At 46.6% G+C, this 22,343-nt stretch carries 19 protein-coding genes; 12 read left to right on the forward strand and 7 right to left on the reverse strand.

Annotation, left to right across the window (positions count from 1 at the left end; all coding sequences use genetic code 11):
* Position 1: 1 nt before the first annotated feature.
* The 5 genes from LG272_RS08105 (at position 2) to ttcA (ending at position 5,288) form a co-directional block, all read left to right on the forward strand.
* Positions 2-2,431 carry a heavy metal translocating P-type ATPase gene (locus LG272_RS08105; RefSeq protein WP_404407847.1) on the forward strand — a complete coding sequence of 810 codons (2,430 nt, stop codon included), beginning with the start codon at positions 2-4 and terminating at the stop codon, positions 2,429-2,431.
* Positions 2,431-2,643 carry a cbb3-type cytochrome oxidase assembly protein CcoS gene (gene ccoS / locus LG272_RS08110; protein ID WP_126758842.1) on the forward strand — a complete coding sequence of 71 codons (213 nt, stop codon included), beginning with the start codon at positions 2,431-2,433 and terminating at the stop codon, positions 2,641-2,643. Before LG272_RS08105 ends, ccoS begins: the two co-directional genes overlap by 1 nt.
* The gene (locus LG272_RS08115) at positions 2,621-3,292 is read left to right on the forward strand and encodes a sulfite exporter TauE/SafE family protein (RefSeq protein ID WP_404407849.1); all 672 of its coding nucleotides are present in this window, start codon (positions 2,621-2,623) and stop codon (positions 3,290-3,292) included. Before ccoS ends, LG272_RS08115 begins: the two co-directional genes overlap by 23 nt.
* Before the next feature lie 69 nt (positions 3,293-3,361).
* Positions 3,362-4,291, forward strand: a complete 930-nt coding sequence (gene uspE / locus LG272_RS08120) for a universal stress protein UspE (protein ID WP_126758843.1) — start codon at positions 3,362-3,364, stop codon at positions 4,289-4,291.
* A gap of 46 nt (positions 4,292-4,337) precedes the next feature.
* Complete coding sequence (gene ttcA / locus LG272_RS08125; protein ID WP_404407851.1) at positions 4,338-5,288, forward strand: tRNA 2-thiocytidine(32) synthetase TtcA; 951 nt, start codon at positions 4,338-4,340, stop codon at positions 5,286-5,288.
* Here ttcA and LG272_RS08130 read toward each other — a convergent pair.
* Both LG272_RS08130 and LG272_RS08135 read right to left on the reverse strand, forming a co-directional pair.
* Entirely contained in the window at positions 5,263-6,093 is an 831-nt protein-coding gene (locus LG272_RS08130; protein WP_126758845.1) for a glucosaminidase domain-containing protein, read from the reverse strand. The two genes, ttcA and LG272_RS08130, sit on opposite strands and share 26 nt — an antisense overlap.
* Before the next feature lie 2 nt (positions 6,094-6,095).
* The gene (locus LG272_RS08135; protein ID WP_404407853.1) at positions 6,096-6,908 is read right to left on the reverse strand and encodes a hypothetical protein; all 813 of its coding nucleotides are present in this window, start codon (positions 6,906-6,908) and stop codon (positions 6,096-6,098) included.
* Positions 6,909-7,032: 124 nt separating this feature from the next.
* On the opposite strand from LG272_RS08135, the gene LG272_RS08140 reads away from it, so the two are divergent.
* From LG272_RS08140 to LG272_RS08160, 5 genes are read left to right on the forward strand one after another with little or no spacing between them, the layout of a single operon-like run.
* Positions 7,033-7,650, forward strand: a complete 618-nt coding sequence (locus tag LG272_RS08140) for a pseudouridine synthase (RefSeq protein ID WP_404407855.1) — start codon at positions 7,033-7,035, stop codon at positions 7,648-7,650.
* A gap of 49 nt (positions 7,651-7,699) precedes the next feature.
* Positions 7,700-8,821, forward strand: coding sequence for a tRNA 2-thiouridine(34) synthase MnmA (mnmA, locus tag LG272_RS08145; protein ID WP_404409979.1), 1,122 nt, complete (start codon positions 7,700-7,702; stop codon positions 8,819-8,821).
* A complete protein-coding gene (gene hflD, locus LG272_RS08150) occupies positions 8,821-9,480 on the forward strand; it encodes a high frequency lysogenization protein HflD (RefSeq protein WP_404407857.1) in 660 nt (219 codons plus the stop codon). Before mnmA ends, hflD begins: the two co-directional genes overlap by 1 nt.
* Positions 9,480-10,853 carry an adenylosuccinate lyase gene (purB, locus tag LG272_RS08155; RefSeq protein ID WP_126759363.1) on the forward strand — a complete coding sequence of 458 codons (1,374 nt, stop codon included), beginning with the start codon at positions 9,480-9,482 and terminating at the stop codon, positions 10,851-10,853. The genes hflD and purB overlap by 1 nt, the downstream gene beginning before the upstream one ends.
* The gene (locus tag LG272_RS08160) at positions 10,850-11,998 is read left to right on the forward strand and encodes a cupin domain-containing protein (RefSeq protein ID WP_404407859.1); all 1,149 of its coding nucleotides are present in this window, start codon (positions 10,850-10,852) and stop codon (positions 11,996-11,998) included. Before purB ends, LG272_RS08160 begins: the two co-directional genes overlap by 4 nt.
* On the opposite strand, the gene LG272_RS08165 is transcribed toward LG272_RS08160, so the two are convergent.
* The gene (locus LG272_RS08165) at positions 11,995-12,417 is read right to left on the reverse strand and encodes a DUF4826 family protein (protein ID WP_404407861.1); all 423 of its coding nucleotides are present in this window, start codon (positions 12,415-12,417) and stop codon (positions 11,995-11,997) included. The genes LG272_RS08160 and LG272_RS08165 overlap by 4 nt on opposite strands.
* A 223-nt stretch (positions 12,418-12,640) precedes the next feature.
* On the opposite strand from LG272_RS08165, the gene LG272_RS08170 reads away from it, so the two are divergent.
* Positions 12,641-13,684 carry a Glu/Leu/Phe/Val dehydrogenase dimerization domain-containing protein gene (locus LG272_RS08170; protein WP_404407863.1) on the forward strand — a complete coding sequence of 348 codons (1,044 nt, stop codon included), beginning with the start codon at positions 12,641-12,643 and terminating at the stop codon, positions 13,682-13,684.
* On the opposite strand, the gene LG272_RS08175 is transcribed toward LG272_RS08170, so the two are convergent.
* Both LG272_RS08175 and ppsA read right to left on the reverse strand, forming a co-directional pair.
* The gene (locus LG272_RS08175) at positions 13,681-16,743 is read right to left on the reverse strand and encodes an FAD-binding and (Fe-S)-binding domain-containing protein (protein WP_404407865.1); all 3,063 of its coding nucleotides are present in this window, start codon (positions 16,741-16,743) and stop codon (positions 13,681-13,683) included. The two genes, LG272_RS08170 and LG272_RS08175, sit on opposite strands and share 4 nt — an antisense overlap.
* Before the next feature lie 29 nt (positions 16,744-16,772).
* A complete protein-coding gene (gene ppsA / locus LG272_RS08180; RefSeq protein ID WP_404407867.1) occupies positions 16,773-19,154 on the reverse strand; it encodes a phosphoenolpyruvate synthase in 2,382 nt (793 codons plus the stop codon).
* Between the two features lie 131 nt (positions 19,155-19,285).
* Here ppsA and LG272_RS08185 point away from each other — a divergent pair, with 131 nt between their 5' ends.
* Positions 19,286-20,113, forward strand: coding sequence for a pyruvate, water dikinase regulatory protein (locus LG272_RS08185; RefSeq protein WP_404407869.1), 828 nt, complete (start codon positions 19,286-19,288; stop codon positions 20,111-20,113).
* Here LG272_RS08185 and LG272_RS08190 read toward each other — a convergent pair.
* Both LG272_RS08190 and LG272_RS08195 read right to left on the reverse strand, forming a co-directional pair.
* Complete coding sequence (locus tag LG272_RS08190) at positions 20,110-20,940, reverse strand: DUF1338 domain-containing protein (RefSeq protein ID WP_404407871.1); 831 nt, start codon at positions 20,938-20,940, stop codon at positions 20,110-20,112. The genes LG272_RS08185 and LG272_RS08190 overlap by 4 nt on opposite strands.
* 28 nt (positions 20,941-20,968) lie before the next feature.
* Complete coding sequence (locus LG272_RS08195) at positions 20,969-22,327, reverse strand: class II 3-deoxy-7-phosphoheptulonate synthase (RefSeq protein WP_404407873.1); 1,359 nt, start codon at positions 22,325-22,327, stop codon at positions 20,969-20,971.
* Positions 22,328-22,343 lie beyond the last annotated feature (16 nt).

The following is a 22,343-nucleotide window of genomic DNA, read 5'->3' on the forward strand; positions in this document are numbered from 1 at the left end:
CATGGCCAGCAGCACATTGCCAGATGTTCCTGAAGGTCTATGTTTCCATTGTCTTCAGCCTTTGCCTGAAGACGGTGGTTACCCTGTTACGTTACATAACAAAACTTATTCAGTTTGCTGCTATGGTTGCCAGGCCGTGGCTGAAACCATAGCTCAGCAAAATCTACTTCATTTTTATCAATATCGCGATACCAGCAACCCCCTGCAAGTGCCACTTGTTCCTGAGGAGTTGCAGCAATTAACGGCCTATGACGATGAGCAGCTGCAACAGCAATTTACGCGCTCAGAAGACGGCTTGCGCAGTATCAATTTATCTATCGAGGGCATGACTTGTTCTGCCTGTGCCTGGCTAATTGAACAGCATCTCAGCCGACTGGCAGGGGTTCAGCAAGTTCAAGTAAACGCAACCACCGAGCGAGTGGCGATTCGCTGGCAACCTGATGCAGTGAAGCTCAGTGAGATACTACAGGCCATCGCCGAACTCGGCTATCGAGCATTACCCTTTCAAGCAGCCAATCAAGAGCAAGAATTTAAACAACGCCGTCGCTATTTTGTCACTCGGCTTGGGGTGGCTGGATTAGCGACAATGCAAGTCATGATGCTTGCTATTGGCCTTTATTTTGGCGTTGTAAGTGATCTCGATGCTGAACTGCGACAATTTATGTGGTGGATCAGTCTTTTTATGGCCACGCCGGTATTGCTTTATAGCGCGCAACCCTTTTATATCAGTGCTATTCGGAGTATTCAGGCGGGACAACCGAATATGGATGTTCCGGTTACATTTGCCTTACTTTCGGCGTACGGCGCGAGTGCATATGCAACATTCATAAACGAAGGCGAAGTGTATTTTGAATCGGTCGCCATGTTTACATTCTTTTTATTGGTAGGCCGCTATTTTGAGCTTCTTGCGCGTCAAAAAGCGGTCAGCGCCGCAGCAAATTTAGTAAAATTACTGCCTGCCATTGCGCAACGTGAAATAGCTAACGGCGAGTATGAGTCAGTCGCGGTAAATCGGCTACAACTCGGTGATGTTATTCAAGTTTTACCTGGTGCAACGATCCCCGCCGACGGTGAGCTATTGAGTAAAAGTGCGGGCGTGAATGAAAGCATCTTAACCGGCGAGAGTCGGCTGGTGAACAAGTATCAGCATGAAACCGTTTTAGCCGGCAGCATTAATCAAAATCAAGCCATTCGCATCAAGGTTTCTGCAATCCAACAACAAACCGTTTTAGCCAGTATCATCGAGCTCCAAGACTTAGCCCTATCGCGGAAGCCAAAGCTAGCGCGCGTCGCTGAGCGTATGGCGAGTAAATTTGTAGTGCGCATTTTGATGCTAGCGGCGGCGACATTTTTGATTTGGACCATAATTGACCCCGCCGAAGCATTTTGGGTAACACTCTCGGTGCTGGTGGCGACCTGCCCTTGCGCGCTAGCCTTAGCAGCTCCTACGGCTGTTACAGGAGCAATTCATAAACTCAATAAAAGTGGAATTTTACTGCGTAATGCCGATGTATTGCAGATATTACCCGATGTAAAAACTGTATTCGTTGATAAAACGGGAACGTTGACAACCGGAGAATTCACTCTCCAACAATTACATGTCTATAAAGAACATGCTGACGAAATAACAGTGAAAGCATTGGCGCAAGCTTTAGAAAATCACTCAGAACATCCACTTGCGGCACCGTTGCGGCATTTAACCGAAGCCCGTGAATCAGTAGCTGACGTTCAAAATGAGGCAGGTTATGGACTTCAAGCAAACTGGCTCACTGACGGTCACGTAACACCAGTTCGTATTGGCAGTCTACGTTTTATTCAACAATGGCACCCTACTTTTAGCCCCAAATTAACCAGCGCTCAGGTATTTCTTGCGACATCACAACATGTCCTCGCTGAAATGCAGGTCGGTGATAAACTTCGTCATGACACCCAAGCGACCATAGCCGCTATGCAAGCAGCCGGTATTGAAGTCATCATGTTAACCGGTGATCGATTAGAATTAGCTGAACAAATTGCAGAACAGCTTAATATCAAACACGTTTTTGCTAATTTACTTCCTGCCGACAAACTGGATAAATTAACGAGCGCTCAAATCGATGGACCCGTTGCGATGATTGGCGACGGCCTTAATGATGGGCCTGTATTAGCACAAGCTGATGTATCCATTACTTTTGGCCATGCCGCCGATTTGGCAAGAACTGCGGCCGATGTCGTATTACTGCGAAACCAATTTAGTGCACTCAATCAGTTCAGCGAAATAACGTCAAAAGCGCGCAAAATCCTGCGACAAAATATCCTATGGGCATTAATCTACAATATTGGTATTCTGCCGGTAGCTATGGCGGGCTTCGTTACGCCGTATATTGCAGCTATTGGCATGTCACTTAGCTCCTTGATCGTGTTACTCAACTCGCTGAGGTTATACCGATAATGGATAGTTTATACGTACTCATTCCCATCGCGTTATTGTTCGTTGTCATAGCGGTTGCGGTATTCTTTTTTGCGGTTAAGAGCGACCAATTTGAAGATCTTGAGCGTCACGGGATGAACATATTACTCGACGATGACTCACGGACTAAACCGCAATCCGAAGAAGATAAAGAACACCGCAAGGGCGCCAATGTCGATACAAATGAACGTTGATTGGCTTGCCGCATTGCTAATGGGCTTAGCAGGCGCTGGGCACTGCGTCATGATGTGTGGCGGCATCGCTGGCGCCTTTGCTGGTCAAGTAAATAAAACCCAACTATTTATTTATAATCTCGGCAGAATCACCTCCTATGCGATTGCCGGCGCTCTTATCGGGGCTGCCGTTGGAAGTATTGCCGGACTCGCCGATCAAGGCCTTGTTAGCCTGCGTATCATTGCTGCTTTTGTATTAATTGCATTTGGTTTGTATCTTGGGCAGTGGTGGTTCGGTTTGCGTCATCTCGAACGATTGGGCCAACCCTTGTGGCGTCGTCTTCAGCCGTTCGCAACAAGTTTTCGACAGCGCAAATCAAGTTACGTCAGCCTATTTAGTGCAGGCATGTTATGGGGGTGGTTGCCCTGTGGACTGGTTTATAGCGCATTAAGTTGGGCTGCAATCAGCGGTTCAGCGATGCAAGGCGGCTTATTCATGATTGCCTTTGGTCTCGGCACCCTGCCCGCTATGTTTGCGTTTGGTTGGCTTAGCCACAGCATACAACAACTGTTTAAGTCCAAAGGTTTTCGTCAACTGATGGGCGCATTAATGATTGTTTACGGTTTGTGGACATTGATTATTGCCGTACGTCAACTGCAACTCGTTTAATCATTTGGCTGTTTATCAAAAATTTAGCTAGACTCAAGTCATATTCGTTGGTTACCTCTGAGGTGATTTATGACTTGCGTAAAGAAAATACTAGCCGTTTTAGATGCCGATCGGCAGCAACAAAAAGCTTTAAATCGCGCCATACACCTCGCTCGAATTAGCGGCGCTCACGTCACTTTCATGATATCTATCTATGATTTTTCCTACGAGATGACGACCATGTTGGCCGCGGATGAGCGCAATACAATGCGTGATAGCCTCATCAACGATCGTAAAGTGTGGATTAACGACTTACTTGAAGACTACAACACCCGCGATATCAATTTTGACGTGAAAGTGCTGTGGCATAATCGTCCATTTGAGGCCATCATCGAAACTGCAATGGAAGGTCATTACGACATTATTGTTAAAGCCACGCATGAGCGTGAAGGCTTAGCTGCGTTGTTGTTTACCCCGACTGATTGGCACCTATTGCGGAAAGCGCCGTGTAAAGTGTTGCTAGTGAAGGAACACGATTGGCCTGAGCATGGAAAAATACTTGCAGCAATCCACACCACTGGTGAGCATGATCATCATCGTTCGCTTAATCGCCAAGTAACTGAAGCGGCGATAGATTTTGCAAACTGCTTACAAAGCGAAGTGCACTTAGTTAATGCGTTTCCCGGTGCACCTATTACCATCGCAGCAGAAATACCTGAATTTGATACTACAAATTACCGTGAAACAATTGAAGATAATCATAAAGTTGCACTAGCTGAACACGCTATGCCCTATCATATTCCACCAGAACAACAGCATGTGCTTGAAGGCCTCCCTGAACAAGTTATTCCAGAACTCGCTGATGAACTCGATGCCGAATTGGTCGTTCTTGGCACCATTGGCCGTACCGGCTTTTCTGCTGCGTTATTGGGAAATACTGCAGAACACGTCATCGAATCGATTAATTGCGATTTATTGGCCGTAAAACCTGAGGGATTTGTGTCGCCAATTAAGTTATAATCGCGCCCGTTTTTCTCGAATCAACGTTTAAGTAGTTAAGGTGTTCATGAGCGCAGCAACGACGGCACAAGCCAAAAAGCAACAGTACAACTTTAATAAGTTACAAAAACGCCTTCGACGCACCGTTGGCGAAGCTATCCAAGATTTCAATATGATCGAAGATGGTGACAAAATCATGGTGTGTCTATCTGGCGGCAAAGACAGCTATACGTTGCTTGATATACTTCGTTTTTTACAGCGTATTGCACCGGTAAAATTCGAGATTGTTGCGGTCAATTTAGATCAGAAGCAACCAGGCTTCCCTGAACACATTTTGCCAGAATATTTAGCCGCTGAAGGCGTTGATTTTCGCATTATCGAAGAAGACACCTACAGTATTGTAAAAGAGAAAATCCCTGAAGGGAAAACCACATGCTCGCTCTGCTCGCGCTTGCGCCGAGGCATACTGTACCGCGTAGCGGAAGAGCTCGGTGCGACAAAAATTGCACTTGGTCACCATCGTGATGACATGTTAGAAACGCTCATGCTCAACATGTTTTATGGTGGCAAAATGAAATCGATGCCTCCTAAATTGGTCAGCGATAACGGCAAACACGTTGTGATCCGCCCTCTTGCCTACACACGTGAAAAAGACATTGCCAAGTATGCAGAACATATGAACTTTCCAATAATTCCATGTAACTTGTGCGGTTCACAGGAAAACCTGCAGCGAAAAGTTATCAAAGATTTATTGAAGCAGTGGGATCGTCAGTATCCTGGCCGCATTGAAAGCATGTTTACGGCGCTGCAAAATATTGTGCCATCGCACTTGGCCGATGCTGAACTCTATGATTTCAAAAATATTCAAGCAACCGGCGAAGCGAACGCGGATGGCGACCAAGCATTCGATCACAGCGCGCCGACAGAGTTTTTGAATTACCGCGATGAAGAAGATGATGCTGCCGACCAAGAACAAGCCGGCGGCAATGGCGTTATTCGGGTGCTGAATTTGAGCTAGGCTCAAGCACATCGATAATTATTGGGCGATTAACGCGTATCATGGCGTTCAATTCATGTATGTATTCTTCGCCCCGCTCTGAATAGCTAAGTAACCCGGGCGTTAAATCGAGCGCTCGAACATCAGCCCCTGATGCGCGTTTTTCGGCGCGCAAACGGCGTAATTCAAAATACGCAGGATGCGTATTAATATTACGCAAATAGCTTCGTACTGATGCATTCACCGAGGTGAATTTGCGCACCTCATGATTCATACCATCAATTCGAGAGTCCGGCACTAAGCCGCAGCCTTTGCGGAAGCACCATTGACCAAAGAAATTGAGCGCTTCGGTGGCAAAGCGTGACGTGCCCCAACCTGACTCATTTGCCGCTTGAACCAGTACTAACGCTTCAGGCACCACGTCAACACGGCGCAACAAAACGGCTAATGTCGCTTCATAATCGCTGGTGTCTACTTCAACATTGTAACGCTTAGCAATCGTTGCGAACTTTTTAGTTTGCTCATTCGACAGTTTTTTGCCCGCCAGCAAATGCTCTTGAATACGAATAACTTGCTCACGCTCTTGTTCAATTGTCGAATTTTCTGCCTGAACAATAGGCGCTAAAAAACCAAAAAATGCCTGTTTCTTATCACGCACATCGGCAATTTGATTAAAATTAGGCACCTCTGTGATGGTGCTAACTTGTGGTAATTTAACAGTTGGTTCCGGTTCATTAGTACTTTCTGGTTGTACGTGCAGTTGTGTTGGCAACCAAACTGCCAACACAACCAAAACGACAGCAACAATCCAGCCTAAAAATCGCATAATCACTCCGTAACTTCGTGACTTATTTGACTGTTATCTGTGCACCCAACAAGGGCATTATAGACAACACCAATTGCGTTAAATGCCATTGGTAACGTAAATATCAAACCTAGTAATAACGGTAGTGCACTTATCAATACAATAATGCCAACCAACACCATCAATCCGAGTACGGGTAACATCGCTTTATTGATCACCATAAATGATGCAATCAAAGCGCGAGACGCGGTCAGTTTACGATCAATAATAAGTGGTACGGCTAACATCATGACCAGTTGCAAATAAATTGCCGCAAGAACACCGAGCACAATTGCAAGCGCAACGTTTATAAACGAAACGACGCCAATGATAATTCCAACACCTAATGCCATAATGACAATCTTAAACAGTGCCACCAACATCAGCTGAGGTGCAAACTGTAATACGCCACGTAGCTTGGCAAAGCTTGGTTTTTGGTCAATAGCATTCAACATTCCAACAAAAACCAACATCGCTGTGAATGGTGCCAAAATAAGTTCTTGTAGCACACTACTTATCGCAAGATTGCCGAGATTTACTTGTTCCCAGTCGATATTCTCCGGGTTCGCCATGGCTTGCTCGTCGTATGGTAGTAGCGTCATCAATATTTCAGAAACCACCATATTCAATACCATCACACCAATAAAGACGCCGAGCATCCATGGTAGTGAGCGCAGGGTTATATCCCATGAACGTTGTAATAAAGGACCAATCGTTAATTTGATCTCACCACGTAACGCTCGGCTGAAGTCGCCAGCAGCTAACTGAGGTGCCGTATTATTTGAGTTATTTGACACGCGTTTATTCTCCATAATGTGTTTCATAGGCGATTATACGGTAAGCCCTTAGCGCTTACCAATGCCATTACGCTGAACTTGTGGGATAATGTGTTTCTAAATTTTGTCAATTCAAGGAGTTCTTGTGAACACGGGTAAACCGCAGCGTCGATTTTCAAGGCGCAAAGCTAAACCAAGTCGTCCTCGCCCAGCTAACCCTAAACTCGTACTCTTGAACAAACCGTATGGCGTATTAAGTCAATTTTCTGGCTCCGACGACGAACAAACATTGAAGGGTCTTGTGCCATTTAACGATGTTTACCCTGCTGGTCGCCTAGATAAAGATAGCGAGGGGTTACTGTTACTAACCAACGATGGTGATCTTCAACACAAGATTAGCCACCCAAAGCATAAGATGACAAAAACGTATTGGGTACAAGTTGAGGGAGTTCCAACAGAATCAGCATTGCAACAGTTGCGCGACGGTGTTGAATTAAATGACGGTATGACACTACCTGCCGAAGCTTTCATTATGGACGAACCGATGAACCTTTGGCCGCGAAATCCCCCCGTACGTGAACGCAAAAGTGTTCCTGACTGCTGGCTTTGTATCAAAATCAGCGAAGGTCGCAATCGGCAAGTACGTCGAATGACGGCTGCTATCGGTCACCCAACACTTCGTCTCATTCGAGCTGGCATAGGTAAATGGTTGTTGCGTGGATTACAGCCAGGCGAGTGGCGCGAAGAGCCCCCAGTATGGTAAAATCCGCGGCCATTATGAACCGTGAGTGTAATTGAAGTAAATGTCTGTGATGCCAAGCGAAAACGCCAACAAAAAAGTTATCGTCGGAATGTCAGGTGGGGTCGACTCATCCGTATCTGCGTACCTACTCATGCAACAAGGCTATCAAGTTGAAGGCTTGTTTATGAAAAATTGGGAAGAAGACGATACCGATGAATATTGTGCTGCCGCCAGCGATTTAGCTGACGCTGAGGCGGTTTGCGAAAAATTAGGTATTCCATTACACACCGTTAATTTCGCTGCAGAGTATTGGGATAATGTGTTTGAGTACTTTTTAGAAGAGTACCGTGCTGGACGCACGCCAAACCCAGATATTATGTGCAACAAGGAAATTAAGTTTAAGGCTTTCCTTGAGTTTGCCGCAGTAGCCTTAGGTGCCGATTACATCGCCACCGGACATTATGTACGCCGGCGCGAACAGAACGGTAAGTTTCAACTATTGCGTGGTCTCGATAGCAATAAAGACCAAAGTTATTTCCTCTATACGTTGGCGCACTCACATGTTGCTCAAACCCTGTTTCCAGTTGGTGAACTTGAAAAGCCAGAGGTGCGACGCATTGCTGAAGAACAAGGACTGGTAACCGCCGACAAAAAGGATTCAACTGGTATTTGCTTTATTGGTGAACGCAAATTCAAAGATTTCTTACAGCAATATCTTCCGGCGCAACCTGGTCCAATTGAATCAGTTGACGGGGTTGAACTTGGCCAACACGAAGGCTTGATGTATCACACTCTGGGGCAACGTAAAGGCCTGCATATAGGTGGCCTTGCCGATGCCAGCGATGAGCCTTGGTATGTTGTTGATAAAGATGTCGCACGAAATGTTTTGGTTGTAGCACAGGGCAAAAACCACCCTCGCCTATACTCGACCGGTTTAATTGCAGGACAATTGCACTGGGTCGATCGTGAACAGCCCCAAGAACCATTTACCTGCGTCGTAAAAACACGCTATCGCCAGCAAGATATTCCTTGTCGCGTGACGCCGATGCCTAATGGCTCGGTTCAAGTTGAGTTTGATGAGCCTGTCGCAGCAGTTACGCCTGGCCAATCGGCGGTCTTCTATCAACACGAAGTTTGTCTGGGTGGCGGAATAATTGAACGGCGCCTTGCGGATCATGAGGTATTACTCTGATGTCGGCCTTGCAACGCGATGAATGGTTTGAACGCGTGATTGCACTAGCTGCCCTTACCCAAGCAGCGGCGGCGGTGAAGCAAGTAGCGCGATTCGGCAGTATTCGCGAAGTCAATGCGGGTCGTGTCATCATGGATAGCATACTCAATCAAAACCCTGATAGCGTCAAAGCGATGTACCCCAATTTGAGTGACCTACGCCTTGGACTCGAGAGTTTATTGCAGCAAATTGGGGCGACGCGCGACAAAGACGTGGAAGTCACCCGCTATGTTGTCGGTATTCTCGCTTTGGAGCGCCGCTTAAGTAACTCCAGTAAAGCATTGCAGGAATTGAGTCAGCGCATTACGCAGATGCAGCGACAAAAGAATGATTTTCAGTTTAGTAACGATACAATTATCGCGAGTATGGGAAGTACCTACAGCGATTTAATTTCGCCATTAGGCCAGCCATTAAAAATTAATGGCAAACAAGAATTTTTGCAGCAACCTAGTAACCAGCATCTTATTCGTGCCCTACTCTTAGCCGGGGTGCGAAATGCCGTATTGTGGCGGCAACTTGGCGGCAAACGTCGCCATTTCATTTTCAATCGACAGCGTATGGTACGCATTGCCCAGCAACTTCTACGCGAATTACGTGAGCACTCGGAGCCTTTATCATGATGAATCTTTCTGCACTAACCGCCTTGTCGCCCGTTGATGGCCGCTACGGTAGCAAAGCCGCTGCCTTACGCCCTATGTTCAGCGAATATGGACTCATCCGAAATCGCGTGGTGGTAGAGATCCGTTGGCTTCAACAGTTAGCTGCTGTCGCAGAAATAGCTGAAGTACCAGCACTATCGAATGATGCGAATGCATTCTTGCAGGGTATTATCGATAATTTCTCTGAGCAAGATGCACAGCGAGTGAAAGATATCGAGCGTACCACCAATCATGATGTGAAAGCCGTTGAATACTTTTTGAAAGAGAAAGTAGCCGAGCACAATGAGCTAAATGCGATTAGCGAATTCATTCACTTTGCTTGTACCTCAGAAGATATTAATAACCTGTCTCATGCACTGATGTTGCGTGAAGCGCTTAATGAAGTCATGCTACCAAGTATGCGTGAACTTACCGCAGCCATTAAAGCTTTAGCGATTGAACATAAAACGGTGCCAATGATGGCTCGCACTCATGGTCAGCCAGCAACCCCGACGACCATGGGTAAAGAGATGGCGAACGTTTTTGTTCGTCTCCAACGCCAGTTAGAGCAACTTTGTGCGGTGCCTTTACTCGGTAAAATTAACGGTGCGGTTGGTAACTATAATGCGCATTTAGCGGCCTACCCGAACGTAAACTGGCATCAGGTATCCGAGCAATTTGTAACCTCACTCGGCCTTAGCTGGAACGCCTACACCACGCAAATTGAGCCGCATGATTACATTGCCGAGCTATTTGACGCGGTCGCACGCTTCAATACGATTGTGATCGACTTTAACCGCGATGTGTGGGGTTACATTGCCCTGAATCATTTCAAACAACGCACTATTGCAGGTGAAGTTGGTTCATCAACTATGCCGCATAAAGTTAACCCGATTGATTTTGAAAATTCAGAGGGGAACTTGGGTCTTGCCAACGCGATCATGGCGCATTTGGCGCAAAAACTTCCAGTAAGCCGCTGGCAGCGTGACCTTACCGATTCAACCGTGCTGCGTAACTTAGGCGTCGGCTTTGCCTATGCATTAATTGCTTATCAAGCAACTTTAAAAGGCATCAGTAAGCTTGAAGTAAACGCGGATAACTTGTTACGTGAACTCGACTCGAACTGGGAACTCTTAGCTGAACCAGTACAAACTGTTATGCGTCGTTATGGCATTGAAAAGCCATACGAAAAACTCAAAGAATTGACGCGCGGCAAACGTGTTGACCAAGCGGCCATGGCAACGTTTATTGATAACCTAGACATGCCTAATGCGGCAAAAGAAGAGCTTAAACAGTTAACGCCAGCAACCTATATTGGCCGCGCTATCGCATTCGTTGATGAGCTTGACGCATGAGCTTAACCTTGAACTTAAACCCCCGCGAATTTCTACGCGAGGCGTGGCAGCAACAGCCGCGCCTTATTCGTGGTGCGTTTAGTCACTTCAATGATTTAATCGAGCCGGAAATTCTTGCTGGTTTAGCGCTCGAAGAAGGTGTCGACTCACGAGTCATCGAAAACCATGACAACACCTGGAACGTGATACATGGGCCTTTTGAATCTTATGAGGAATTTGGTGAAGAAGGTTGGACGTTGTTAGTACAATCGGTAAACGAATGGATACCAGAAGTACAACAACTGATAGCCCCATTCCGTTTTTTACCCGACTGGCGTATCGACGATGTGATGATTAGCTTTGCCACTGAAAATGGCGGTGTCGGGCCCCATTTAGATCAATACGATGTCTTCATTATTCAAGGCTTAGGCCGACGTCACTGGCAAGTTGGTGCACGAGTTGCAAACGCCAACGAGCATTGCCCCCACCCCGACTTAAAACAATTAGCGGATGAGTTTGAGCCGATCATTGATGCGGTACTTGAACCCGGTGACATGCTATACATTCCTGCTGGCTGTCCACATAACGGCATTGCACTTGAACCGAGCCTAAATTACTCAGTCGGTTTTCGTGCACCCAACGCCGCTGAACTTGGTGCATCGGTTGCCGATACTTTGAGTCAACTTAATGACGTCAAGTTGCCACGTTATCGCGACGCTGAACAAGATGATTTTGGTTCTGCTTTCGTTGTTGATGCCAAGCAGCTCGCTCATGCGCGTGAATTCTTATTACAATCTTGGCAACAGCTCGACCTTGATCACGCCTTACTCCTCGTGATGTCGCAAAGTAAACGGCCGCTACCGCAACCCGAAGGAACGATGACGCCTGATGAATTAATGGCGTTAGCACAGTCCGACGATACGTTACTTATTCGTACCCCTGGGGCAAGAATTCTATTGGGCCCAACTCTCGATATGCTATATAGCAATGGCGAAGCTTGGCCTATCGACCAAAATTTGCTGCCTTTTGCTCGTTTCTTAGGTGAATTTTGGAATGATGTTTCGCTGGCAGAAATAGCTGACCATTTAGCAAACAAAAAGGCCGCAACATTATGTTGCGACCTAATTAACGCAGGTGTCATTGATGTGGTATCGCAGCAAGATTAAGCTTGCTGCTGCCACAAATCTTTACTTGTACTCAATTGATAAAGATTCTCAGCGCGATTTACTAGATAGTGCGCATAGCGTTGCTTTTCAGGATCATTTTGTGCCTGTTGTAACACACCTTCAGCCTGCATTTGCCAACGTAATGCAAAATAACGCATTGCATCGCGCGCATCTTTCGCTGCTTTTTCACCGATAGCGTCGGTTGGTACATCGCCATTAATCACCCACAATGTTTTCTTATCCTGGGTATTAAACTTCCACACTGCAACATACGGTGCTAAATAACGGCTATCTTTTGATAAAATTTGGTCGCTAATAATTCCCTGTTCCGCCAAATATTTATTAGCGGCCTGAAAATGCTCACGAACCCAAGCTGACACTTGTTCGTCGGTCATTGCTTCAGGTTGTTGTTCTGCCATAGTTAATTCTCACTTTACTACTTATTATTCGTTGTTAAATACACGGTAAACACCCAGTAATACTACCGCTTTCAAGCGCAAACGCAATGGTTTTTCTGGGTGTAAACTTTGCTTGCAACAGTTGACGTAAACGTTAACAGTTTATTTCAGTAATTCACTAGCGAAATACCCGTCAAAATGATAATGTTCGCGCAATTTTTGGGATGAACGAGGAATACCTAGAATGTCTCTATTCGAACACAAAGAGTTCGACCAACACGAACAAGTCGTGTTTTGTCATGATAAAGAAACAGGTTTAAAAGCAATCATTGCCATCCACGACACCACGCTCGGGCCATCATTAGGCGGAACTCGCTTGTGGAATTATGCATCGTCGGCCGAAGCATTAACCGACGTACTTCGTCTGTCTCGCGGTATGACTTACAAAAGCGCCCTAGCCGGCTTGCCACTTGGTGGCGGTAAAGCAGTTATTATCGGCGACGCTAAAACAATTAAAACACCAGAATTAATGCGTGCCTATGGTCGTTTTGTCAACTCGCTCAGTGGTCGTTATATCACTGCAGAAGATGTGAATATTCGTACCAGCGATATCGCCTACGTTGCTGAAGAAACCAGCTACGTTGCTGGTACTGCTGAGAAAGCAGGTGACCCATCACCGCATACTGCGCTTGGCACTTATTTAGGTTTAAAAGCTGCCGCTAAGCATAAATTCGGTAACGACAACCTCAATGGTGTGAAAATAGCTGTTCAAGGCCTTGGCGCAGTCGGTTACGACTTCGCTGAATACTGTGCTAAAGAAGGCGCTCAACTGTTCGTCACCGATATCAACGAAGAAGCTTGTCAGCGCGCAGCCAGCGAGCTAAATGCTACTGTTGTTGGCTTAGATGAGATTTACGGCCTTGATGTCGATGTCTATGCGCCGTGTGCACTAGGTGCAACCATTAATGATGAAACGCTAAAGCAAATGAAAGCGAAAATTATTGCTGGTAGCGCCAACAATCAGTTAGCAACGCCAGCCCATGACAAAATTGTGATGGATATGGGGATTTTGTACGCACCTGATTACGTTATAAACGCCGGTGGTGTTATTCACGTATGTAGCGAAGCGGCGAACATGAGTCGTGAAGAAACCGACAAACGTGTGCGCGATATTTACGACACCTTAGATCAAATCTTTACGCGTTCGGCTGCGGAAAAGCGCCCGACGGGTGAGATTGCCGATCAAATGGCTCGTGAAGTGATTGCCAAAGCGAAAGCTGCGCGTTAAGCGCAGTTTTCAGCTAACCATTGAAGCGGGTGTAACGCCCGCTTTTTTGTGCTCATTCGTTTGACTTGCGAGCGACAAGAAAACCCTGTTGCTAACGTGATAACTTCTGATTTTTCAACCTTAGTACGCCAGCTCATATCGTAGAGCGTGCGGCTTACCTGCTGATTCTCAATTTCGTGGCCAAACGTGCCGGCCATACCACAACATCCTGTTGCTTCAAGCTGTAACGGAATTTGCCAGAAATTAAAAATTTGCTGCCACTCTTTCGCTGCTTTTGGCATCGCGGTTTGCTCGGTGCAATGAGACAGCAATTGTAACGAATGCTGCGGTGATCGCATCGCCAATGCTGAAGCATGTTCAGGTAATACATCCAACAACCACTGTTGTACTAGCTGAACGCGATAATTAAGTGGTTGTTTGGTGTAATCACGATATTCATCATGCAAACATAACACCGTTGAGGCGTCTAATCCGACCATCGGTATCGTTAATGCGGCAACTTGATTTAACTGGTTAACCACCGTATCCACGGTACGACTAAACTCAGTTAAAAAGCCTTTCACATGTTGAGCTTTACCGTTTCCTTTAAATGCCAGCAGCACGGGTTTGTAGCCCAACTGTGCGGCGATTTTCCCGAAAGCTTCTAGCAAATCGGCTTCGTAGAAACTCGTGAACGGATCTTGCACTACCACCACGCATTTCTGACGCTCATCTGCGCTTAGTTGCGCCAACTGGCTTTCATCTAACTGTGGCCATTGGTGTGCTTTCCAACGCATTGTTGCCGACGGAACAGATAGTTTCGGTGCATCAACATACCCAAACCATTGACGTGTCAGCCAAGCGCTCAGCGGATTATGGCTGATGAGGTTGCTCATTCGTGGCCACTTCGCCATAACCCGGCCAAGTGATTCGACATTCTTAACCAAATAATCTTTGCTCGGGCGACGATAGAGACCGTAATACCACGCTAGGAATTTAGCTCGGAAGCTCGGCACATCCACTTTCACCGGACATTGACTGGCACACGCTTTACAGGCCAAACAACTATCCATGGCGGCCTTAACTTCATGATTAAAATCAAACTGTTCTGAACTTGGAACTTGTTTCAAGAACTCCGTACGAGTTTTCAGAGGGAATCCTGATGGATCAAAGTGTTGCACGGCGTTCAAACGCAACCATTCACGAATAAGTGTCGCTCGCCCTTTGGGTGAATTACGCCGATCGCCAGTTGCTTTAAACGACGGACACATCGCTGAATCGGCTGCATAGTTAAAGCAGAGTCCATTGCCGTTGCAGTTCATTGCCGCTTGATAATCATCACGCACATGAATCGGTATTTGCCGATCAAAGTAACCACGTTTAGTGGCATCGACTGAAACAAGTTGTGCATCGGATCCCCAAGGGGTACAGATTTTGCCAGGGTTTAAGCGGTTATCCGGGTCAAAGACAGCTTTAATTTTCTGTATTTCTTGATATAACGCTTCGCCGAAAAAGCTGGGCGCATATTCCGAGCGATACCCTTTACCGTGTTCACCCCACATCAAACCACCATATTTAGCGGTTAGAGCGGCCACTCGGTCACTTATTTTACGCAGCAACACTTCATCTGCGGGGTCTGTCATATCCAGTGCTGGGCGCACATGTAAAACGCCGGCATCAACATGACCGAACATGCCATAATGCAACTGATGCTCATCGAGTAAGGTTCGAAATTCGGCGATAAAATCTGCCAACTGCTCAGGTGGAACTGCCGTATCTTCAGCAAACGCAACTGGTTTTCGGCGCCCTTTCGTTGCGCCGAGTAAACCCACTGCTTTCTTACGCATCGCATAAATCGTTTGGATACTTCGCGCATCGCGACAAATCTGATAGCCAATAAGGCCTAACTCAGGCTCCCCTTGAATTAGCTCATCGAGCGTCTTCGTTAGCCAATTCACTTTGTCATTGATTTCAGCGTCGTCTACCGCGGTAAATTCCACCATGTTGATGCCACGCATCGGTTTATCTGGCACATCCTGAAGTTGCTCTGCTACTTGATGCCAAATAATGTCGTTACGCGCTAGATCTAAAACATTACTGTCTATGGTTTCGACCGAGGTTGCTCTTGCTTTGACTAAAAACGGCGCGTTACGTAATGCGGCATGAAAATCACTGTATTTCACGTTCACCAGTACTTTGTGCCGTGGAATAGCCGTCAGGTTCAAGCGCGCCTCAACAATACAAGCTAAGGTGCCTTCTGAGCCCGCTAACAACCGCGAAATATCAATCTGTTCACGAGCTGGATCGTAACAATGCTTCAGATCATACCCAGTTAAAAATCGATTCAATGGCGGAAACTTTTCATCAATTGCAGCACGCTGCCCAACGCAAGTTGCGATAGCTTGGCGATAAATTGCCGCTTCTAAACTATCTCCGGCAGCAATCTGTTCCGCCTCGGCTAAAGGCTTTGGTGCCGTGGTGATGCACTCACCGTTTAGCAAAACGGCTTTTAATTCAAGAATATGGTCGCTGGTTTTTCCATAAACTAATGAGCCCTGCCCGGATGCGTCGGTATTGATCATACCGCCAATGGTGGCACGGTTACTGGTCGATAAATCTGGTGAGAAAAACAGATCATATGAACGCACAGCATCGTTCAAAGCATCTTTAACGACGCCGGTTTGGCAACGAACCCAGCTGGCTTCCGCATCAATTTCGAGTACTTGATTAAAATAGCGGCTTAAATCGATGACAATACCAGCAGTCAGCGACTGGCCATTCGTGCCGGTGCCTCCACCTCGCGGTGAAAACTGAATACTACGAAAGGTATCTTGTTGGGCGAGCGAGAATGCTTGTTGCACCGCCTCAGTAGTCCGCGGGTACAGCACGGCTTGCGGTAACTGCTGATACACACTGTTGTCAGTTGCCGCTATTAAACGGCCGCTATACGAACCGTCGATATCACCGTCAAAGCCAGCCCGCTCAAGGGCTAACAAATAGTTTTGATAAATGGTTTCGACGCGCGTTTCACGCCGTTCAAAGGCTGTAAATACCGGTAATACGTGATCCGAATTCGACATAAAACGCGCTCGTTTATTGCATGTATCTATTAGGCGTGATGCTCAGCTAGGTACAACCAAGTCTCAACCACCGTATCAGGGTTCAACGATACAGAATCGATGCCTTGCTCAACCAACCACGCAGCAAAGTCGGCATGATCCGATGGACCTTGACCACAAATACCCACGTATTTGCCTTTTTTCTTCGCGGCTTGAATCGCCATGGCTAACATTGCTTTTACGGCTTCGTTACGCTCGTCAAATAAATGTGCGATGACGCCAGAGTCGCGGTCGAGGCCCAAGGTTAATTGGGTTAAATCGTTTGAACCAATCGAGAAGCCATCAAAAATATCAAGGAACTGCTCAGCTAACAGCGCGTTAGATGGTAATTCGCACATCATAATAACGCGCAAGCCATTTTCGCCCTGTACTAAGCCTTGTTCTGCAAGTAATTCAATGACTTTGCGGCCTTCTTCAAGGGTACGTACGAATGGAATCATCACCTCAACATTGGTCAGGCCCATATCATTACGCACGCGTTTAATCGCGTCACATTCCATCGCGAAACAATCACGGAATTCTTCTGAAATATAACGTGACGCACCGCGGAAACCGAGCATTGGGTTTTCTTCATGTGGTTCGTACTGACGTCCGCCAACTAAGTTCGCATATTCGTTCGATTTGAAATCCGACATACGAACGATAACGCGCTCGGGTGAGAACGCCGCTGCTAAGGTGGCAATACCTTCGGTAAGCTTACCAACATAGTATTCGCGTGGGTTTTCGTAACCTGCCATGTAACCACGAATTTGCTTTTGTAATTCAGGGCTCTGTTGGTCGAAGTTCAACAGCGCTTTCGGATGCACGCCAATCATGCGATTGATAATGAACTCCAAACGCGCTAAACCGACGCCGGCGTGTGGCAAACTGGCAAAATCGAAGGCGCGATCAGGGTTACCAACGTTCATCATAATTTTTAACGGTAAGGCTGGCATGTCGCCAACATCTGACGTGGTCACATCAAATTCTAACTCACCTTTGTAGATGTAACCGGTATCACCTTCGGCACACGATACGGTGACTGGCGTTCCGGCGGCAATTTTATCCGTCGCATCACCACAACCAACAACCGCTGGAATACCTAATTCGCGCGCAATAATAGCTGCGTGACAGGTTCTTCCGCCACGGTTGGTGACAATCGCTGAAGCACGCTTCATGATTGGTTCCCAATCCGGATCGGTCATGTCCGTAACCAAAACATCACCCGGCTGCACCTTGTCCATCTCTGAAATATTATTGAGAACACGCGCAACACCCGCGCCAATCTTTTGACCGATAGCACGACCTTCTGCCATCACGTCACTTTTTGCTTTCAATGCGTAGCGCTCAAGCGCTTGACCCGTTTTGTTCGACTGCACGGTTTCTGGTCGGGCTTGAACAATATAAAGTTTGCCGTCGATACCATCTTTCGCCCATTCGATATCCATTGGACGACCATAATGCTGCTCGATAATCACCGCTTGGCGAGCAAGCGCTTCAACTTCGTCGTCAGTTATCGAGAACTTGTCAGACAATTCTGCAGGGATATCGACAATTGAGGTTTGCTTGCCGTGGTCCGTTGCATCGGAATAAATCATTTGGATTTTTTTGCTACCCAAATTACGACGTAATACCGCTGGACGGTTCGCTTTGAGCGTTGGTTTATGCACATAAAACTCGTCAGGGTTTACTGCGCCCTGCACTACCATTTCACCCAAACCATACGATGAAGTAATGAAGACGACTTGATCAAAGCCTGACTCGGTATCAATTGAGAACATAACACCAGAAGCTGCAATATCACTGCGTACCATGCGTTGAATGCCCGCTGAAAGCGCAACACCACGGTGGTCATAGCCTTGGTGAACACGATAAGAAATTGCGCGGTCATTAAACAGTGAGGCGAATACGTGCTTGATCGCTTCCATGATCGCATCAATGCCGCGAACGTTTAGAAACGTTTCTTGTTGGCCCGCAAATGATGCATCTGGCATATCTTCTGCGGTAGCCGAACTCCGAACAGCAAAACTGACTTCATCGTTACCACCGCTCAACTGCTCGTATGCAGCACGAATGGCTTGATCTAGTTCAGGCTGGAAAGGGGTTTCGATAACCCATTGACGAATCTTTTTTCCGGCTTCTGCCAAAGCTTTCACGTCATCAGTATCAAGATCGTCCAAAATTTCATGAATTCGTTCATTCACGCCACTTTGCTCGAGAAACTCATTGAATGCTTCTGCCGTAGTTGCAAATCCGTTTGGCACATCAACGCCAGCGCCTGCCAAATGACTTATCATTTCGCCAAGCGATGCGTTTTTACCGCCCACGCAGCCGACGTCATTCATCCCTAATTGATCATACCAAAGCACATAATCTTGTACGTTATTCTGCACGTTGAGTTCCTCGTGGAGTTTTAGCGTGACACAGTCACTTAATTGACTGCCCGGATGGCAATGTATTTTACACACTGGGGCGTCACAAGTTAACATCTTATCCACTTTTATCTGCAAGGATTACTGCCAAAATGCGCACAATTTTTTACATTTCCGATGGCACAGCCCTAACTGCTGAAGCATTTGGCAAAGCCATGCTGTCGATGTTCCCATTAAAAGTCATCCATAAAACCCTGGCGTTTGTCGATACCATTGAAAAAGCAGAGCTGGCGGTCAATAAGATAAATCAAGCGTATCAAGAGTCTGGCGAGCGCCCAATTATCTTTCACACCTTTGTGAGTATTGATATTAAACGCGTAATTACCTCGTCAAAAGGCAGTTGCTATGATTTTCTTGATTACTTTGTCGCGCCACTAAGTAAAGAACTCAACATGGCTGCTCAGCCCAAAACCCACCGTACTCACGGCATTCAAGAAAATAACGATGTCCGGGAAAACTATGATTTTCGCATTGATGCAGTGAACTACACGTTAGCGAATGATGATGGCAGTAATGTTTCCGATTATGACGAAGCAGACATTATTTTGCTCGGCGTTTCGCGTACAGGGAAAACCCCAACTAGCCTTTATCTCGCGCTACATTATGGGATCAAAGCGGCAAACTATCCGTTAACCGAAGACGATAACATGGAGAATTTACAGTTACCTAAAGTGCTGAAACCTTTTCGACATAAAATTTACGGATTAACGTTAGATCCGCAGCGCTTGCATGAAATTCGGAGTAAACGACGCGAAGGTAGCCGCTATGCGTCAATGCAACAGTGTCGATACGAGTTGCAGGAGGTCGAGAAGATGTACCGCCGCGAGGCCATTCCATTTCTCGACTCAACCCGTTTTTCTGTGGAAGAGATTGCTGCGAAAATTCTTGCAGAAACCAATCTCGAACGGCACCGCTTTTAAGCGCTGCCGTCTTGCTCCGCGCTGGCATCAGCGCGAGCATTGGTGCTTTCAAAGATTTTATCCGCCGACGCTGCGACAAACCCAGTATACAATTGGTTTGGAGCAACTTCGTAACGTTTAGCGAACTCATAGAAACAGCTTGGAACAACCTTTTCCATATCGCTAAAACGCACTGCTGTGTGGTCGGCCATCGTCGATGATTGCTCGAGAAAAACCTCACGCGAACCTTTAATTTCACCACCAGAGGTATTCAAACGGAAACCAGCTTGTTTCAGCGTTTCATTTACTTGCTCAAGTGATTCGTAATCTGGTAGCTCATTTACATTGACTGTGAAGTGGTTTGCACGGAAACCAAACGCCGCCATCCAAGCTGCGTATTCGCTTTCTTCCAGTAATTGTTCGTAATCGGTGCTACTAATTTGCCAATGTGCGCCTGAGTACAAGAACTCTGGCTTAGCCACTTCATCAGCATCAATTTGTGCAACCAACGACTTCACAATACGTTGTAACTCTGGCGAAAACTCCTCAACGAGCAATTCAGAAATAAAAATCTTCGGTAAGGTTGGATCACTATGTTCAAAATGCTTCGCTACAAGTTTTTTCGCTTCAAAAGCATAGTCACCGCACGCTTTGTAACCCATCGTTTCAAAATGCTTCGCCAGTGTTTCTAACCGCACAGGGGCTAAATTAAAGGTACGAAAAGCAACGTGATCATTAATAATTGAACGACCTTGGCCAAGTACTTGATGTACTTTTGCAGCCGAAGGTGTCAACTTAATATAGTCATTCCATAAATTGTCAAAAAACTGCTCAACAGTGTGTGACATATACAACTAAACCTCGAAAATGTCAGAGTTAACCGCGGCCTTGCCGTGCATCTTTCAGCGACTCAGCAACAAGAAACGCCAATTCTAACACTTGATCAGCATTCAGGCGAGGATCACATTGTGTGCGGTAACGCTGTGTCAGATCACGCTCACTAATTTGATACGCGCCACCAGTACATTCGGTAACATCCTCACCGGTCATTTCTAAATGAACGCCGCCTGGGTACGTGCCTTCCGCCTGATGCACGGCGAAAAATTGACGTAGCTCTTGGTGAATCGAATCAAAATTGCGCGTCTTAAGGCCATTTTCAGCTTTAACTGTATTGCCATGCATAGGGTCACTTGACCAAACCACATGGCGACCTTCCGCTTTAACGCGACGCACTATAGCAGGAAGCGCTTCAGCCAAAGTATTCGCGCCCATACGCGTGATTAATGTCATGCGCCCTGCTTCGTTATTCGGGTTCAACACATCAAGTAAACGAATAACATCGTCTGGATGCGTTGTTGGACCAATTTTCACCCCCAGTGGGTTGTGAATGCCACGCATGAATTCCACATGTGCATGATCGATCTGCCGCGTTCGTTCGCCAATCCAAACCATATGCGCGGAGCAATCATAAGGCAGGCCGGTTAATGTATCGGTACGCGTTAACGCTTCCTCGTACGGCAGCAACAATGCCTCGTGTGAAGTAAACAACTGAGTTTCATGAATAGTGGCGTTGCTCTCGGCATTTATACCTAACACTTCCATGAACTTCAATGCCGACTGAATTTGTTCCGCAACCCGCAGGTATTGCTCTTTCAACGGATTTGCTTCAACGAAACTCATGTTCCATTTGTGTACCTTGTGCAAATCAGCTAAACCACCTTGAGCAAACGCGCGCAGCAAGTTCAAAGTTGCTGCCGAGTGGTGATAAGCATTAATCATTCGCTGCGGATCAGGTTCGCGAGCTTCAGCAGTAAAATCAGCACCATTAATAATATCGCCGCGATAACTCGGCAACGATACACCGTCAACTGTTTCTAGGTCGCTAGACCGCGGTTTGGCGTATTGACCAGCCATACGTGCAACTTTGGTTACTGGACAGGAGCCGGCAAACGTCAATACAACCGCCATTTGCAAAATAACTTTGAAGGTGTCGCGAATTTTCGGTGCGGTAAAGTCACTGAAAGTTTCCGCACAATCACCGCCTTGTAACAAGAAGCCATGACCTTGGCTAACTCGGCCTAACTGGCCGCGCAACGCACGAATTTCCTCAGCGAACACCAACGGCGGGAAGGTTTTCAACTGCTGCTCAACCTGCTGCAACGCGGTCTTCGACGCATAATTCGGTTGTTGCTGAATAGCTTTATCCCGCCAGCTACGGGCACTCCAATTAGTCATGACATTCCTTAAATAA

The organism is Pseudidiomarina marina (assembly GCF_044807045.1).
Taxonomy (GTDB): domain Bacteria; phylum Pseudomonadota; class Gammaproteobacteria; order Enterobacterales; family Alteromonadaceae; genus Pseudidiomarina; species Pseudidiomarina marina.

Bases quoted from the DNA above. Each gene is read 5' to 3' on its own strand.
- LG272_RS08170 (WP_404407863.1), top strand. From the start codon at position 12,641: ATGTCTCTATTCGAACACAAAGAGTTCGACCAACACGAACAAGTCGTG.
- LG272_RS08185 (WP_404407869.1), top strand. From the start codon at position 19,286: ATGCGCACAATTTTTTACATTTCCGATGGCACAGCCCTAACTGCTGAA.
- uspE (WP_126758843.1), top strand. From the start codon at position 3,362: ATGACTTGCGTAAAGAAAATACTAGCCGTTTTAGATGCCGATCGGCAG.
- LG272_RS08115 (WP_404407849.1), top strand. From the start codon at position 2,621: ATGTCGATACAAATGAACGTTGATTGGCTTGCCGCATTGCTAATGGGC.
- mnmA (WP_404409979.1), top strand. From the start codon at position 7,700: ATGCCAAGCGAAAACGCCAACAAAAAAGTTATCGTCGGAATGTCAGGT.
- purB (WP_126759363.1), top strand. From the start codon at position 9,480: ATGAATCTTTCTGCACTAACCGCCTTGTCGCCCGTTGATGGCCGCTAC.
- LG272_RS08175 (WP_404407865.1), bottom strand. From the start codon at position 16,743: ATGTCGAATTCGGATCACGTATTACCGGTATTTACAGCCTTTGAACGG.
- ttcA (WP_404407851.1), top strand. From the start codon at position 4,338: ATGAGCGCAGCAACGACGGCACAAGCCAAAAAGCAACAGTACAACTTT.
- ccoS (WP_126758842.1), top strand. From the start codon at position 2,431: ATGGATAGTTTATACGTACTCATTCCCATCGCGTTATTGTTCGTTGTC.
- LG272_RS08160 (WP_404407859.1), top strand. From the start codon at position 10,850: ATGAGCTTAACCTTGAACTTAAACCCCCGCGAATTTCTACGCGAGGCG.
- LG272_RS08130 (WP_126758845.1), bottom strand. From the start codon at position 6,093: ATGCGATTTTTAGGCTGGATTGTTGCTGTCGTTTTGGTTGTGTTGGCA.
- hflD (WP_404407857.1), top strand. From the start codon at position 8,821: ATGTCGGCCTTGCAACGCGATGAATGGTTTGAACGCGTGATTGCACTA.
- LG272_RS08165 (WP_404407861.1), bottom strand. From the start codon at position 12,417: ATGGCAGAACAACAACCTGAAGCAATGACCGACGAACAAGTGTCAGCT.
- LG272_RS08190 (WP_404407871.1), bottom strand. From the start codon at position 20,940: ATGTCACACACTGTTGAGCAGTTTTTTGACAATTTATGGAATGACTAT.
- LG272_RS08195 (WP_404407873.1), bottom strand. From the start codon at position 22,327: ATGACTAATTGGAGTGCCCGTAGCTGGCGGGATAAAGCTATTCAGCAA.
- LG272_RS08105 (WP_404407847.1), top strand. From the start codon at position 2: ATGGCCAGCAGCACATTGCCAGATGTTCCTGAAGGTCTATGTTTCCAT.